Origin of the sequence: Paraburkholderia sp. BR10936 (genome assembly GCF_040965735.1) — a bacterium.
GTDB lineage: Bacteria > Pseudomonadota > Gammaproteobacteria > Burkholderiales > Burkholderiaceae > Paraburkholderia > Paraburkholderia nodosa_A.
Map to the genome: position 1 here is coordinate 26115 of NZ_JBFRCM010000023.1, position 14238 is coordinate 40352.

A 14238-nucleotide genomic window follows, 5' to 3' on the forward strand; every position below is an offset into this window, starting at 1 on the left:
TCGCTCGGACACACGGCACAGGCGAGATCGATCGGCCACCGGCTGGCCGCTCCAGCGCCAACCGCTGTCCGGGCGCTTCGAGCAGGCACCGATGCCCTCGCAAGCTGAGCCCGCAGCGCCACCACCCAGCAAAGCTCCCAACCGACACCGGCGAAGGCGGACACCGTTGCGCCTTTGCCGCCCGCCGCCCGCGCAAACCATCGCGCGATTTTTTATGCGTGGAACCTCCGCCGCCGAAAGGTGGCTTCGCCCAACCCCGTCGGGATTGGGCGCTTTTTCACGTCTGGTGGTCTGGAGGGGCAGGAGCGTTACGTCAGGCGCCAGACCCGCCGGTGATGTAATGCTCGAGTTGCTCGATCGTGAACTTCTGCTCGGCGATGATTTCCTTCACGAGGTCGCCGATCGACACCATCCCCACGAGCTTGCCGCCGTCCATGACGGGCAGATGGCGCATGCGCCGCTCGGTCATGAGCGCCATGCAGTCGTAGGTGGTCTGCTCCGGCTGGACGAAGCGCACGTGCGTGCTCATGATGTCGCGCACGGCGGTCGTTTTCGAAGATCGGTCCATCAGCACGATCTTGCGCGCGTAGTCACGCTCCGTGACGATGCCGGCGATCGATGGACCGTCGGTCACGAGCAGCGCGCCGATCTGCTTATCGGCCATCAGGCGGATTGCGTTGTAGACGGAATCGGAGGCTTCGATCGTGTACACCACCTGTTCCGGTTTCGATTTGAGTACCTGTGCAACGCTTGTCATAGGGCGACCCTCTTCGTCCTTCTGGTTGTCCAGTCATTGCGCGGTGCGGCAAGCCGGGTGTATCGCCCGTCAAGCCATTGGAAAGCCATTTCAGTATAGGCGGCTGGCGTGCCGTGCGTCCTCGGGGTATGCGCGGGGGTCGCACCATTTATGCCGAGGGCATGCGGCGCGGGCCGAGCCTCCCCTACTGGGCTGGGCGGCGGGGTGGAGCAAATGGCGGTAAACTCCGGTTCCGAACCTCAACCCGGCCCCTTGCCGGTTTTGCCAGTTTTTGCTCGAGAATCATGCCTACGCTTCCTGAGTCGTCCTGTGCGGACGGCGACAACGCCAACGAATGCGTCGTGCTCGACGCGACCGCCACGCTGCCGACCCGCTACGGCACGTTCGAGTCCTATGTCTACCGGGTGAAGGACGGCGGTGCCGAGCATCTCGCGCTCGTCATGGGCGACGTGGGCAGCGGCGAGCCCACGCTGACGCGGCTCCACTCCGAGTGCCTGACCGGCGACGTGTTTGGTTCCTACCGTTGCGACTGCGGCGAGCAGCTCGACCTCGCGCTGCGCTACATCGCGGCCGAAGGCCGTGGCGTGCTGCTCTATCTGCGTGGCCACGAAGGCCGGGGCATCGGCCTGTCGAACAAGATCCGCGCGTACCAGCTCCAGCAGCAGGGCCGCGACACCGTCGAGGCGAACCTCGATCTCGGTCTGCCCGACGACGCGCGCGAATACGATTCGGCGGCAGCGATCCTGCGCCTGCTGAAAGTGTCGTCGGTGAAGCTCATGAGCAACAATCCGAAGAAGTTCGACACGCTCAGGCAGCACGGCCTCCCGGTGATCGAACGCGTGGCGCTCGCGATCCCGATGCGCGAGGAAAACGAGCGTTATATCCGCACCAAGCAGGTCAAGTTCGGGCATTACTTCGAAGAAAACGAATAGCCTCGAATCGTCGTCACGACGGGCCGGGCACGGCAATTGCGCAGCGGCAAAACAAACTAGCTGGAACAGGGAGAAACGATGTCCAAGCGCTTCAACACGCGCCTGCGCGCGGTCGTACCTGCGCTCGCCGGCGCGTGCCTCGCAACCGGTCTCGTGCTCGCGTCGTCCGCCGCCAGCGCGCAATCTGCGGCCTACACGAGCGAACCGGTGGATCTGTACGCGGGGCCTTCAGGCGACTATCCCGTCGTAGCCGAACTGGGACCCGGCCAGCCCGTCACCGTGATGGGCTGCGTGGGCGACTATTCGTGGTGTGACGTCACCGTGCCCGGTCTGCGCGGCTGGGTCTACGGCGGGTATCTCAGTTATCCGTATCAGGGCAGCTACGTGCCGCTCACCGACTATGGCGCGCAGATCGGCCTGCCGATCGTGGCGTTCTCGCTGGGCGCTTACTGGGGCAGCTTCTATCGCGACCGGCCGTGGTATGGCGAACAGCATCGCTGGGAGCACGTGCCGCCGCCCGAACGCGGCCGCCCGCCGGCAGCGCCGGCGTGGCATGGTGCGCCGGGCCGGCCGTCCGCCATTGCGCCTGGCGGTGGCGAGCGTCCCTCGCGACCCGATGAGCCGATGCGCGGCGCACCGCCGCCCGGGACGCAACGGCCGCCTGGCAACCCCGAAGCGCCGCGTGCGCCGGGCTACATGCCGCCGCAGGGCGCGGGCCGCCCGCCCGGCAACGGGGAGCAACCGGGCACCATGCGTCCCCACGAGGCGGGGCATCCGCCCGAGCAGCAGCAGTTCGGCGGCCGGCCGCCCGCCGGCGCGCCCGCGCAGGGCTATGCGCGTCCGCCGGAGCCCCAGCCGCAGGGCGGCATGCGCGCGCCTGGGCCCGCACCTCAACAGCCGCAGGCCGGCATGCGCCCGCCCGCACTTCAACAGCCGCAGGGGCGGCCGGCTGCGCCGCCTCAGGGTGGTGGTCAGGGCGGGCATGCTCCCCAGGGTGGCGAACGGGGCAATGACCGGCAATCCGAGCACTAACGCATACTGACTTGCTTCGCTGCGGCGGCGGGATATCTCCATGGCGGGAATCCCGCCGCTGCCGTCTTCCGGCTGAGAGTTAGGATTACGAATCAATCCGGGCGCGTGACGGGCATGCGCTGCGTTACGCGGGCTCGCTGGAGCCATCCCCCAAGCCATGCCATCTGCCCGGCTGTTCACCGCTTTTCATCGGCTCTGACAGATTTAACAATCCCTGACAGTAAATTCACGGCACCCAGGTGAGAATACGTCGTCGCGGCAAGTGCAATCACGGCCGCACGCCGCCAGCGCCACGCGAGCTTCGCGCATGCGCCGCTGGCAACGGATTTCTGCTACGGGGGCTGGCTCGCTCGGGACCTGGCGACGCAGTCAGCAAGAGGAAGTCAGAGCGAACCCGAGTTCGCCGGATAACGCTGGGAAAACCAGTGCTTTGAGGTGGACGTGGCGATGGCGGCACGTGCCTCGTCGTGCAGGGAGGCGGCTGCGGCCCGCTGACAGCGTCGGGCGGTGACGCTGGCAGCGGGGCTCGCGCCGCGTACGACGATGACTGCGCTGGCGGTCCGACTCCGGGGGCGGAATCCGGAGACCACGCAGTGCGTAGCACGCGGCCGTCGCCACATTTTTTTCCGCACCAGAGAACGCATTCTTTTTGCCGCTTCGCGCATTGCGAGCGGCTCGACGTTGTTGCGTCCGCGAAAAAACGCCTGGCCGCCCCTTCACTTCTGTTGCTCTGCCTGCTTGTCTTCACGGGGGCTACATGTTTTTCCGATCCGGCCGTAAGCGTTTTCCACCGGGCTCGCGCGCGGACGGCCCCGACGGTGGCCGCGAGTTCGACCGCATCGAGCTCGACCTCGCGCGCGACCAGCATGCGCGCGCCGCGATGGAAGCCTACGCGGACTCCTGCGCGGCCGAACTCCCGTGGCTCAGCGAAGCGCTGCACCTTTCGCGTTTCGGCGCGGCCGAGCGTCTGACACAGTGTTCGTCCACGGTACTGCGCGTGTTCGTGATGGCGCAGTCGCGCGCGGCCTTGCAGCCGGACTATGCACACGCGGCATGGGAGCACGTGCGCTCCCACCTGACCGCGCTGCTCGCGCAATCGCCGTCAGCTGCGGGCGAGGCGGCCAGGCCCGGTTCGAACGACGGCAAATTCGACTACCATGAGTGATTAACATGAGAGCGATCTGTTCACCGAAGTCGAGCGTGGCCTCGCGCTCGCATTTTTTTCGAGACGCGGCGAGAGTAGCGGGCTTTGGTGCGCGGCGGGTCCCGCGTGCCGCCAGAGCCCGGGCCCGGGCCCGGGCGGGTGGCCCACGATCCGGCGCCGAAGCGCGCGCCGGCGCCCGCCAGGCAATGGTCCTGGTGGCAGCGCGGTGCGGCAGGGAAGCAGTCCATCGCAGGACGATGAAGAACAAACCTGGTTGCGGGGTGCTATGAGAGTTGCAGTACTGGATGACGATGCAGCGCAGACAGAGTTCGTCTGCCAGGCCTTGAGCGCTGCGGGCCACGTCTGCCACGCGTTCGCCAAGGGTAGCGAGCTCGTCAGACAGCTTCGGCGGCAGACGTTCGATATGCTCGTGCTCGACTGGAACGTACCCGACATGGCGGGCGACGAGGTGCTGCACTGGGTGCGGCAGAGCCTCTCCACGCGCCTGCCGGTGCTCTTCATGACGAGCCGCAGCCGCGAGGCCGACATCGCGCAAATGCTCAACGCCGGCGCCGACGACTATGTCGTCAAGCCCGTCTCGGCGCCGGTGCTGATCGCCCGCGTCAATTCGCTGTTGCGCCGCGCCTATCAACTGCACACGCCCGCGTTCAAGGAAACCTTCGGCGAGTACGAGTTCGACCTGAAGTCGCGCCAGGCTTCGGTGAGCGGCCGCAACGTCGCGCTCACGCAGAAGGAGTTCGAACTCGCGCTGCTGCTGTTTCAGCACCTGAGCCGTCCTCTGTCTCGCGCGCACATTCTCGACGTGATCTGGAAGCAGTCCGACGACATTCCTTCGCGCACGATGGACACGCACGTTTCCATGCTGCGCTCGAAGCTCGGCCTGCGTCCCGAAAACGGCTATCGCCTCACGCCGATCTACGGCTACGGCTACCGGCTCGAGCGTATCGAGGGGGACAGCGCGTGAGGGGCGCGCGTGCGGTGCGCGCCACCGCGGCGCCGTTCCTTGCTTTCGCGCTTGCGTTCGTTGCACTTCCCCGCGGCGCCGAGGCGCGCGAGAACGCTCCGGCCCAGCCGCCCGAGATGACCCCCTACGTCGCGCGCCCCGGCGACTCGCTCTACGACATCGCCACGCGTTACCTGCGCAATCCCGCCGACTGGAAGAAGCTCGCGAGCCTCAATCATGTGAGCGAGCCGCGCCACCTTCGGCCGGGTACGACGCTGCGCGTGCCGGTCGCGCTGCTGCGCCAGGACGGCCTGAGCGCGAAGGTGATCGCCGCGAACGGTCCCGTGCAGCATGCGTTCCGCACCGGCCCGCTTCTGCCGCTCTCCGTCGGCGCGAGCCTTGTCGAAGGCGACCGGGTGCAGACCGGCCACAACGGTTTCGCCACCCTCGAACTGGCCGATGGCTCGCATATCGCCCTGCCGCCCGATACCTCGCTCGACCTTGCCACGCTGCGTCAAACGGCGCTCACGGGCGCGACCGACCGCATCGTCGATCTCCATCACGGCGAGGTGAGCAACGAGGTCACGCATGCCACGAAGAAGGACGATCGCTTCCAGATCCGCTCGCCTTCCGTGGTGGCCGGCGTGCGCGGCACGCAGTTTCGCGTGAGCTACGACGGCGACAAGGGTGCGACGGCGGTCGAGGTGCTGGACGGCGCAGTGGGCGTGGACGCCGACTCGGTGGCCCGCAACGGCCGCAGCGCGCTCGCGCGGCCGCCGTCACCGGGCACCCCGCTCAGCGCCTCTGAGCAACTCGTCGCCGCGCACCACGGCAACCTCACGCTGACGGGCCGGCCGGCGGGCGCGCCCGTCACGCTGCTCGACGCGCCCGAACTGCTGCAGCCGTCCAAAGTGCAGGACGACGAAGCTGTCGTCTTCGAAATCGCGCCCTCGGCGGGTGCGAGCGCCTGGCGCGTGCAGATCGGCCGCGACGCGGGCCTGCTCGACATGATTCGCGACCAGCGCAGCGCCGACCCGCGCGTGTCGTTTGCCAATCTCGAAGACGGCACCTACTTCGTACGCCTCTCCGCCATCGACGCCAGCGGTCTCGAAGGCATGCCGGCGTCGTATGCGTTCGAGCGCCGGCGCGTTGCGCTGGGCACGAGCGCCGGCCCCATTGAAGGATCGCGCGACTTCGCGTTCCGCTGGTTCATCGACCGCAATGCGCCGAACACGCGCTTTCGCTTCGTGCTCGGCACGACGTCCGATCTGCGCGTGCCGCTCATCGACCGTACCGACATCACGACGGGCGATGCGGTCGTGCGCGACCTGCCGAAGGGCGTCTACTACTGGACGGTGATCGCCGAGCAGTTCGACAACGGCCACTATTACCAGAAGGCCAGCCCGGTCCAGTCATTCAGGCTCGACTGGTGACTCGGCCGGACGAGGTGGAGCCCCGCATGAGCGTGAGGCCGCCCGCGCGCCTTGGCCGCTCCGTCGGGCGACGCTTCCTGTTCGAATGGGCCGGCGTGGGCTGCGCGGGCGTGGTCGTGGTCGTGCTCTGCGTGCTCTGGCGGCTCACGAGCGGCGCCGACCATCTCGTCTATGACCGCCTGCTCTCCGCGCGTGCGTTGCCGGTGTCGCCCGACATCGTGCTCGTGGAGATCGATAATGCGAGCGTCGCGGCGCTCGGGCGCTGGCCGTGGCCGCGCGAGCTGCATGCGCGGCTCGTCGATCAACTCGCGAAAGCGGGTGCCGCGGCCGTCGTCTACGACGTGCTGTTCACCGAATCGTCCCCCGACGACGCGCACTTTGCGCAGGCGCTGCACGCGCGCCCGTCGTTCCTCCCCATCCTGCTCACGCCCGCCGACGACACCGGTCGCCGCGAGGCCGTGCGTCCGGTCGCGCCGCTCGCGCAGGCGGTCGCCGGCATGGGCCATATCAACCTCGAAGTCGATAGCGACGGCATCGTGCGCAGCGTCGCGCTGTTCGAAGGCGACGCGCAGCAGCGCTGGCCGCAACTGATGGTGCCGGTCTGGCGGGCGGTGCGCAGCGGCGCGGTGACGCTCGCGCACGGCATGCCCGCCACCGCGCAGCGCGATGATGTGCTGCATGCGGCGGCGCCGGGCAGCGAGGCGCGTTTCCTGATTCCGTTCGGCGCAAATTCCCAGGCGTTCCACAAGGTCTCGTTCGCCGACGTGCTCGATGGCCGCGTGCCGCCCGAGCAGTTGCGCGGGCGCGTGGCGATCGTCGGCGTCACGGCCTCGGGGCTCTACGACCGCTTCGCCACGCCGCTCTCGGGTACGCTCGGGCCGCTGCCCGGCGTGTACATCCACGCCATCGTGCTCGACACGCTGCTCAACGGGAGCGCCATCCAGCCAGCGCCGCCGGTCATGGTCGTGTTTGCCTCGCTCGCGCCGCTCGCGGTGCTGCTGGCGGGTTTCCTCGTGCTCTCGCCGTTGCGCACGCTGCTGCTGCTCGCGTTCCTGATCGCCGTGTCGCTCGGTGCGAGTGCGGGCATGCTGCACGCGCGCCTCTGGCTCCCGCCCGTGCCAGCGATCGTCGCGCTGCTCATCGTCTATCCGGTATGGAGCTGGCGCCGTCTCGAGATGACGATGGCTTACCTGCGCAAGGAACTGCGCCAGCTTGCCGACGAACCCTACCTGCTGCCCGAGGCGCCCACGCCGCGCCGCGAATTCGCCGGCGACGCGCTCGCCCAGCAAATGGCGCTCATGGCGCAGGCCGCGCAGCGGCTGCAGGACATGCGCCGCTTCGTATGGGACAGCCTCGATTCCGTGCCGGAGCCGATTCTCGTGGCCGATCTGCGCGGTGTCGTGCTGATCGCGAATCATGCTTCGCGTGCGTATCTCGAGCGCCTGAACGTGAGCGCCGCGGAAGGGCGCCGGATGCAGGACGTGTTCGGCGACCTCGCGCTCGTCAAACCGATCGACCCGGCGCCCGACGCGATGGCGTTTGCGCACGCGCATTGGCCCGCGCCGCTCGACCCGGCGCGCGACGAGTTCGCCGAGTTGATGGAACGCGGCGTGGAAGTGCGCGCGCGCGACGGCAGCGACTATCTGCTGCGCTACGCGTGCTGTACGAACGCGCAGGGACAGGCGGTGGGCTGGATCGCGGGTCTCGTCGACGTGACCGAGCTGCACGACGCCGAACGCCAGCGCGAGGACGCGCTGCGCCTGCTGTCGCACGACATGCGCTCGCCGCAGGCCTCGATCGTCGCGCTCGTCGAGACGGAGCGCGAGCGCGGCACGCTTGGCTCCGAGCCCGTGCGCGGCGTGATGGAGCGCATCGAGCGCTACGCGCGCCGCTCGCTCAAGCTCGCCGACGACTTCGTGCAGCTCGCGCGCGCCGAGTCGCAGGTGTACGCGCTCGAGCCCACCAGCCTCGCGGAGCTGGTGATCGACGCGAGCGACGAAGTGTGGCCGCAGGCGCACGCGAAGCGCATCCAGATCGACACCGTGTTCGAAGGCGAGCAGATGGGCTGGATCAACGCCGACCGCTCGCTCATGACGCGCGCGCTCGTGAACGTGCTGAACAACGCAGTGAAGTACAGTCCTGCGGATACGCGCATCGTCTGCACCGTCGCGCTGGACGACCGCGTTCCGCCGCGCGTGGTCTGCTCGATTCGCGATCAGGGCTACGGCATCGCGCAGGAAGATCAGGCGCGGCTGTTTCAGCCGTTTCAGCGCTTTCATGCGGAACAGCGGCCCGAGGTGAGCGGCGCGGGGCTCGGCATGGCGTTCGTGAAGACAGTCGTGACGCGCCACGGCGGCGACGTCCTGCTGGAGAGCGAGCCAGGCAAGGGCACCGTGCTGACGATGTCGCTGCCCGCGATCGGTGCGCCGGCATGAGTCGTGCCGTGTCGTTCCTGCTGCGCATGCATGCATGAATAACCCGAATGCCGTTGGCCGCATGCCGGCGGCAACCCGATGGAGTGTTTCGTGAAGACCTTGCTGTCGATCTGTCTGCTACCGATGCTCGTCGCCCTTGCCGGATGCGCGGGCGTGACGACCGACGTCGTGGCCACAGGCGCGCTGCCCGCAACGGCTGCGACCAGCCAGCCCGCGACCTACCGTTTTGCGCCAACGCCGGCCCAGGCCGATGCGGGCGAGATCCTCCCGTACCAGGCTTTGCTGAGCGACGGTCTCGCGCAGCGCGGCTTCAAGGCAGGCGCGCCCGAGGCGGCGCGCTATCTCGTCTCGGTGGCGTGGGACACGCATCCCGCCGAGGTGAAAGTCGTGGACGCTAGCTGCGGCGCCGGCTGCGCGCCGGCCGAGGGACCGTCGTTGCCGTGGTTCGGGCGGCCCTACGTGCACACGCTGACGCTGCGTTTTTTCGCGTTGCCCGATGGTAACGAGGTCTACAAGGTGAGCGCCGTGAAGCGCGACCGCAACGCCGACGCCCGCGAGGCCGTGCCGTATCTCGTGGCGGGCGCACTGGCGCGGCTGCCGTACGCGGGCGCGCCGCAATGGCGCGTCAAGCTGAAGGGTCCGGCCAGCGCCGGCACGGCGGATCAAGCGCCGGGCATGCCGGAAGTGCTCTCCGTCTCACCCGTCAATCAGCAGTAGTTCAGGGCAACTTTCCGGGTGTGTTCGGCGCCGCTTCGGGCACGCTCGCCGGCTCGTCCTGCGGCCAGCGGTTTTCGAACACGCATTCGCCAAGCGGCTTGCGTTCGGCCCACTGTTCCATTTCGAGCATCGGCTGCGGGTAGAACGCGTCGACCTGACCCACGCAGAGGATCGCCACCGGCTTGGCGCCGGGCGGCATGGCGAGCAGGGTGCGCACCTCGTCGACGTCGAAGATCGACACCCAGCCCATACCGAGCCCTTCGGCGCGCGCCGCGAGCCACATGTTCTGGATCGCGCACGCCACGGAGGCGAGGTCCATCTCGGGCAGCGTGCGGCGGCCGAAGACGTGGGTTTCGCGGCGGTCCATCAGCGCGACCACGAGCACCTCGGCGCAATCGCGCATGCCCTCCACCTTGAGCTTCATGAACTCGTCGCGGCGTTTGCCCAGCGCATCGGCGGTTGCAATGCGCTCACGCTCGACCGTCGCGTGCAACTGCTCGCGCACCGAATGGTCCGTGATGCGCACGATCCGCCACGGCTGCATGAAGCCCACGCTCGGCGCGTGATGCGCGGCGTCGAGCAGGCGCGCGAGTGTCGCGGGATCGATCGGGCCCGGTGCGAAGTGCCGCATGTCGCGGCGCTCGTAAATCGCGCGGTAGACCGCCGCGCGTTCGGCTTCGTCAAAGGGCTGTGCCATGGAAGAGTGCGGCCGCGAAAGCCGGGTTGGAGGGCCAGTAAGCGTGCATATAGGTGGCCGCGATCGAGCCGTGCCGGTACAGCGCCTCGCCGGGCGCGCCGGTCTGTGCGTGGTGTGCCGTGAGCGCGGGCGCCAGCGGCGTGGCGACGCGCGAATAGTGAAACGTGTGGCCGCGTAGCGCGCCATGCGCGCCGTCGAGCTGCTGCATGCCGAGCGCCGCGAAACGCTTTTGCATGACCGCCTCGCCGGGAAGCAGGCCGAGCATCGGCGTGCGCGTGCCTTCCACGTCGGTCAGTGCATCGAGCAGATAGAGCATGCCGCCACATTCAGCGACGAGCGGCTTTCCCGCGGATACATGCGCGCGCAACGAATTCGCGGTCTGCGTATTGTGCGCGAGCGTCGAGGCATGTAGCTCGGGATAGCCGCCTGGCAGAAAGATCGCGTCGGCGCCGGCGGGCGCGAGTTCGTTTGCGAGCGGCGAGAAGTAACTTACAGTCGCACCCAGCATCTCGAGTAACGCGATGTTCTCAGGATAGAGAAACGAGAACGCAGCGTCGCGCGCAATGGCGACATGACGGCCTTCGAGCCGGCGTGCAATCGTTTCGTCGTGCGAAGGATCGGCGAATGCCACCGCAGGCGGCAATTCGGCGAGCGCGGTTTGCGCGAGCGCGTCGGCGGCGCGTTCGATGCGCGCGTCGAGGTCGTCGATCTCAGCGGCCTGATGCAGGCCGAGATGGCGATCGGGCAGCGCCATCGTTGCTTCGCTCGCAACGTGCCCGAGCCAGCGCACATCGGCGGGCAATGCCTCCTGCAGCATCTGCGCGTGACGCGCCGAGCCCACGCGGTTGGCCAGCACGCCGTGAAAGGGCACTTCCGGCCGAAAATGCGCGAGACCGAACGCGATCGCGCCGAAGGTCTGCGCCATCGACTTCGCGCTGACGATGGCGGCCACCGGCACGCCAAACTCGGTCGCGAGATCGGCGCTGCTCGGCGTGCCGTCGAACAGGCCCATCACGCCTTCGATAAGGATCAGGTCGGCGTCGCGCGCGGCCTGCGCGAGCAGGGCGCGGCACGCTTCTTTACCCACCATCCACAGGTCGAGCGAGAGCACGGGCGCGCCGCTCGCGCGTGCGAGGATCATCGGGTCGAGAAAATCCGGCCCGGTCTTGAAGACGCGCACGCGTCGGCCCGCGCGCCGGTGCAGTCGCGCGAGGCCAGCCGTGAGCGTGGTCTTGCCCTGGCCCGAAGCGGGCGCGCTGATGAAGAGCGCGGGGCAGGCAATCGTTGCGCTCATGCGCTTAAAACTCCACGCCCTTTTGCGCCTTCACGCCTTGCTCGCGATACGGATGCTTCACGAGGCGCATTTCCGTGACGAGGTCGGCCGCTTCGATCAGCGCGTCGGGCGCATGGCGGCCCGTCACGACCACGTGCACGTGCGGCGCGCGCGAGGCGATCACACCGAGCACTTCGTCGAGCGGCAGGTACTCGTATTTGAGCACCGTGTTGAGTTCGTCGAGGATCACCATGGCGTACTCGCCGCTCTCGATCATGCGCTTCGCTTCGTCCCAGCCCTTGCGCGCGGTGGCGATGTCGCCGTCGCGATTCTGCGTGTTCCAGGTGTAGCCGTCGCCCATCGTCACGAAATCGCAGTGAGCAACGCTGCCGAGGAAATCGCGTTCGGCCGTGTGCAGCGCGCCCTTGATGAACTGCACGACGCCTAGCTTCATGCCGTGGCCGAGCATGCGCACGGCCATGCCGAACGCGGCCGTGCTCTTGCCCTTGCCGTTGCCGGTGTTGACGATCAACAGGCCCTTTTCGTGCGTCGCGGCGGCCTGCTTCTTCTCGTGGCCCTCGCGGCGGCGTTGCGTCATGCGTTGGTGCGATTCGGGATCGGTTTTCATCATCGGGATTGGATTGGTTGCGGCGCTTTCGCGTCCGCATTTGCGTCGTTTGGCAGAAAGGCTGCGATTGCGACCGTCACGCCGTCGAGCGCCAGCTTGCCGCGCACGAGCGGAGCGCCGCCCGCCGCCAGACGCGCGCAGGGTTCGCACACGCCGCCTACGCCGAACTGCGTTTGCGCGGCTGCGGAGGGCGGCGCCAGTATCGGTGTCGCGGCGAGTTGCTCCCGCGTGTACGTCTGAAGCGGCAGCGCATGTGCCGCGCAAAACGCCTGCAAGCCGGGTTCGCCGGCTTTTGCATCGAGCGTCGCCACGGCCGTTACGCTGTCGAGAGGCCACGCGCCGAGCGCGGCGCGCACCGCGGCTTCGACCTGCGCGAGCGTCACGCCGCGCCGGCAGCCGATGCCGAGCGCAAGCGGCGGCACGCGCTGCGCGGGTTCCGGCGTGGCTTCGAATGAGGCTGCGCCCGAGGCGCGATTTTCGGCAGGATTCACGGCGAGGGCGTCGATCGAAGGCGTGACCGCAGGGGCAAAACGAGCAAAAGCGTCGCGTTCCGGCGGGCGCCGGATGCGCGCTACGATAGCACACGCTTTTGCGGCTTCCCACGCCTTCCTTGACGCACGGGCCCCCCGCGCCTACACTCGCACGCACTCTGGTGCTCGCGCGCGATTCATAATGCGCGCGCAGTTAAACGGGAATCAGGGAGCCATCCCGCCTCGGGCGTGGCCAACCTGAACTGCACCCGCAACGGTACAACGAGCGCGGCGTTCGCACGAATGCCGCAAACCGCTTCCATGCTTTACGCAGTCCACGCCACTGTGCAAGCCGGCCGCAAGGCCGCTCGCGCGGGAAGGCGAAGCGGTGTTTCGTCAGTCCGGATACCGGCCAGATACGTGGGATTCGCGCTGCGGGGATGCGGTGCCGGGTCCGTGATTTTCATGCGTCAGCCGGGCGAGGCCCGGGTGCGTTTCTGGTCGTTCGTCCCCTGCAGGTTGTTGAATCGTTGCGCGTGACAGCGTCTCCATGGATACGCGCGTGTGCGCAACACGGCACCCGCACGAACGGCAGGCGCGACGCACCATGCCCCTCGATACGGCCTGGCGCCGAAGGAGCACTTCATGCAAATGCGCAAGATTCCAGTCACGATCGTGACGGGCTTTCTCGGCAGCGGTAAGACCACGTTGCTGCGTCACATTCTCCAGCACGCGGGCGGCCTGCGCGTCGCGGTCATCGTCAACGAATTCGGCGAACTCGGTATCGACGGCGAGATTCTGCGCGGTTGCGGCATTGGCTGCGACGAAAACGGCAACGAAACGGAAGGCCAGCTCTACGAACTCGCGAACGGCTGCCTTTGCTGCACCGTGCAGGAAGAGTTCTTCCCCGTGATGGAGAAACTGCTCGAACGCCGCGGCGATGTCGATCACGTGCTGATCGAAACTTCGGGCCTCGCGCTGCCCAAGCCGCTCGTGCAGGCGTTCAACTGGCCGTCGATCCGCAACGCGTTCACCGTCGATGCGGTCGTGACCGTGGTGGACGGCCCCGCCGCCGCGAGCGGGCAGTTCGCCGAAAATCCGCAGGCCGTGGACGCGCAGCGCCGCGCCGACCCGAACCTCGATCACGAGTCGCCGCTGCACGAGCTGTTCGAAGACCAGCTTTCGGCGGCCGACCTCGTCATTCTCAACAAGACCGATCTGCTGGACGTTGCGGGCCAGGACGCGCTCATCGCCGAACTGCGCGAAGAGCTGCCGCCGCAGGTGAAGATCGTGCGCGCGCAGCACGGCAAGCTCGATCTGCATACGCTGCTCGGGCTCGAGGCGGCCTCCGAGGAGAGCATTCATCTGCGGCACGACCATCACGGTTCCGCCGACGATCCCGATCATCATCATGACGAGTTCGATTCGGTTGTGGTGTCGGGCAATGCGGCTTCGCGCGAGACTGTGATCGAGGCGCTGCAGCAACTCGTCGATGCGCACACGATCTATCGCGTGAAGGGTTTTGCCGCGTTGCCGGGCGCGCCCATGCGCCTCGTGATTCAAGGCGTGGGCCGTCGCTTCGACAGCTATTTCGACCGCCGCTGGAACGCGCAGGAAAGCGCGGCGCAGCCGCTTGCGAGCCGCTTCGTGCTGATCGGAGAGGATCTCGATGGCGCGACGCTGCAAGCGGCCTTCGATGTCGCACTGGCGAATGTGCAGACCGCGGGCGCGAAGTGATCGCACCCAGCTAGACGAG

Annotated in this window: 13 protein-coding genes and 1 riboswitch; of the genes, 8 read left to right on the plus strand and 5 right to left on the minus strand. The window is 67.8% G+C overall.

All coding sequences use genetic code 11. The annotated features are described in order from the left end of the window. Positions 1 to 313: 313 nt before the first annotated feature. Positions 314 to 757: a CBS domain-containing protein gene (locus tag AB4Y36_RS34515; RefSeq protein WP_342922544.1), complete on the minus strand. Its 444-nt coding sequence runs from the start codon at positions 755 to 757 to the stop codon at positions 314 to 316. 284 nt (positions 758 to 1041) lie between these two features. Here AB4Y36_RS34515 and ribA point away from each other — a divergent pair, with 284 nt between their 5' ends. From ribA to AB4Y36_RS34550, 7 genes are all read left to right on the plus strand, one after another. After that, positions 1042 to 1689 (plus strand): GTP cyclohydrolase II, encoded by a 648-nt coding sequence (gene ribA / locus AB4Y36_RS34520; RefSeq protein ID WP_035513597.1) that lies wholly within the window; start codon positions 1042 to 1044, stop codon positions 1687 to 1689. Positions 1690 to 1767: 78 nt separating this feature from the next. After that, positions 1768 to 2721 carry an SH3 domain-containing protein gene (locus AB4Y36_RS34525; protein WP_368685354.1) on the plus strand — a complete coding sequence of 318 codons (954 nt, stop codon included), beginning with the start codon at positions 1768 to 1770 and terminating at the stop codon, positions 2719 to 2721. A gap of 757 nt (positions 2722 to 3478) precedes the next feature. Beyond that, positions 3479 to 3886, plus strand: a complete 408-nt coding sequence (locus tag AB4Y36_RS34530; RefSeq protein ID WP_069266212.1) for a hypothetical protein — start codon at positions 3479 to 3481, stop codon at positions 3884 to 3886. Positions 3887 to 4151: 265 nt separating this feature from the next. Then, positions 4152 to 4850 (plus strand): response regulator transcription factor, encoded by a 699-nt coding sequence (locus AB4Y36_RS34535; RefSeq protein WP_368602851.1) that lies wholly within the window; start codon positions 4152 to 4154, stop codon positions 4848 to 4850. Next, positions 4847 to 6262, plus strand: coding sequence for a FecR domain-containing protein (locus AB4Y36_RS34540; RefSeq protein WP_368685355.1), 1416 nt, complete (start codon positions 4847 to 4849; stop codon positions 6260 to 6262). Before AB4Y36_RS34535 ends, AB4Y36_RS34540 begins: the two co-directional genes overlap by 4 nt. Before the next feature lie 26 nt (positions 6263 to 6288). Continuing rightward, positions 6289 to 8697, plus strand: a complete 2409-nt coding sequence (locus AB4Y36_RS34545; protein ID WP_368685356.1) for a CHASE2 domain-containing protein — start codon at positions 6289 to 6291, stop codon at positions 8695 to 8697. 90 nt (positions 8698 to 8787) lie between these two features. Beyond that, positions 8788 to 9414: a DUF4136 domain-containing protein gene (locus tag AB4Y36_RS34550; protein WP_368685357.1), complete on the plus strand. Its 627-nt coding sequence runs from the start codon at positions 8788 to 8790 to the stop codon at positions 9412 to 9414. Between the two features lies 1 nt (position 9415). Here the strand turns inward: AB4Y36_RS34550 and bluB are convergent, their stop codons facing one another. The 4 genes from bluB to AB4Y36_RS34570 are packed head-to-tail and all read right to left on the minus strand — an operon-like array spanning position 9416 to position 12503. Next, complete coding sequence (gene bluB, locus AB4Y36_RS34555; protein WP_368685358.1) at positions 9416 to 10111, minus strand: 5,6-dimethylbenzimidazole synthase; 696 nt, start codon at positions 10109 to 10111, stop codon at positions 9416 to 9418. Beyond that, positions 10095 to 11405, minus strand: coding sequence for a cobyrinate a,c-diamide synthase (locus tag AB4Y36_RS34560; protein WP_368685359.1), 1311 nt, complete (start codon positions 11403 to 11405; stop codon positions 10095 to 10097). Before AB4Y36_RS34560 ends, bluB begins: the two co-directional genes overlap by 17 nt. 4 nt (positions 11406 to 11409) lie before the next feature. Continuing rightward, positions 11410 to 12012 (minus strand): cob(I)yrinic acid a,c-diamide adenosyltransferase, encoded by a 603-nt coding sequence (cobO, locus tag AB4Y36_RS34565; RefSeq protein ID WP_028205563.1) that lies wholly within the window; start codon positions 12010 to 12012, stop codon positions 11410 to 11412. After that, entirely contained in the window at positions 12012 to 12503 is a 492-nt protein-coding gene (locus tag AB4Y36_RS34570) for a cobalamin biosynthesis protein (RefSeq protein ID WP_368685360.1), read from the minus strand. The genes cobO and AB4Y36_RS34570 overlap by 1 nt, the downstream gene beginning before the upstream one ends. Before the next feature lie 142 nt (positions 12504 to 12645). Further along, positions 12646 to 12914: riboswitch (cobalamin riboswitch) on the plus strand. Between the two features lie 213 nt (positions 12915 to 13127). On the opposite strand from AB4Y36_RS34570, the gene cobW reads away from it, so the two are divergent. After that, positions 13128 to 14219, plus strand: a complete 1092-nt coding sequence (gene cobW / locus AB4Y36_RS34575) for a cobalamin biosynthesis protein CobW (RefSeq protein WP_342946460.1) — start codon at positions 13128 to 13130, stop codon at positions 14217 to 14219. Positions 14220 to 14238 lie beyond the last annotated feature (19 nt).

What these genes read in the sequence shown, in the direction of transcription:
- AB4Y36_RS34515 (WP_342922544.1), bottom strand. Translation starts at nt 757, where the DNA reads ATGACAAGCGTTGCACAGGTACTCAAATCGAAACCGGAACAGGTGGTG.
- cobW (WP_342946460.1), top strand. Translation starts at nt 13,128, where the DNA reads ATGCAAATGCGCAAGATTCCAGTCACGATCGTGACGGGCTTTCTCGGC.
- ribA (WP_035513597.1), top strand. Translation starts at nt 1,042, where the DNA reads ATGCCTACGCTTCCTGAGTCGTCCTGTGCGGACGGCGACAACGCCAAC.
- bluB (WP_368685358.1), bottom strand. Translation starts at nt 10,111, where the DNA reads ATGGCACAGCCCTTTGACGAAGCCGAACGCGCGGCGGTCTACCGCGCG.
- AB4Y36_RS34560 (WP_368685359.1), bottom strand. Translation starts at nt 11,405, where the DNA reads ATGAGCGCAACGATTGCCTGCCCCGCGCTCTTCATCAGCGCGCCCGCT.
- AB4Y36_RS34530 (WP_069266212.1), top strand. Translation starts at nt 3,479, where the DNA reads ATGTTTTTCCGATCCGGCCGTAAGCGTTTTCCACCGGGCTCGCGCGCG.
- AB4Y36_RS34545 (WP_368685356.1), top strand. Translation starts at nt 6,289, where the DNA reads ATGAGCGTGAGGCCGCCCGCGCGCCTTGGCCGCTCCGTCGGGCGACGC.
- cobO (WP_028205563.1), bottom strand. Translation starts at nt 12,012, where the DNA reads ATGAAAACCGATCCCGAATCGCACCAACGCATGACGCAACGCCGCCGC.
- AB4Y36_RS34525 (WP_368685354.1), top strand. Translation starts at nt 1,768, where the DNA reads ATGTCCAAGCGCTTCAACACGCGCCTGCGCGCGGTCGTACCTGCGCTC.
- AB4Y36_RS34535 (WP_368602851.1), top strand. Translation starts at nt 4,152, where the DNA reads ATGAGAGTTGCAGTACTGGATGACGATGCAGCGCAGACAGAGTTCGTC.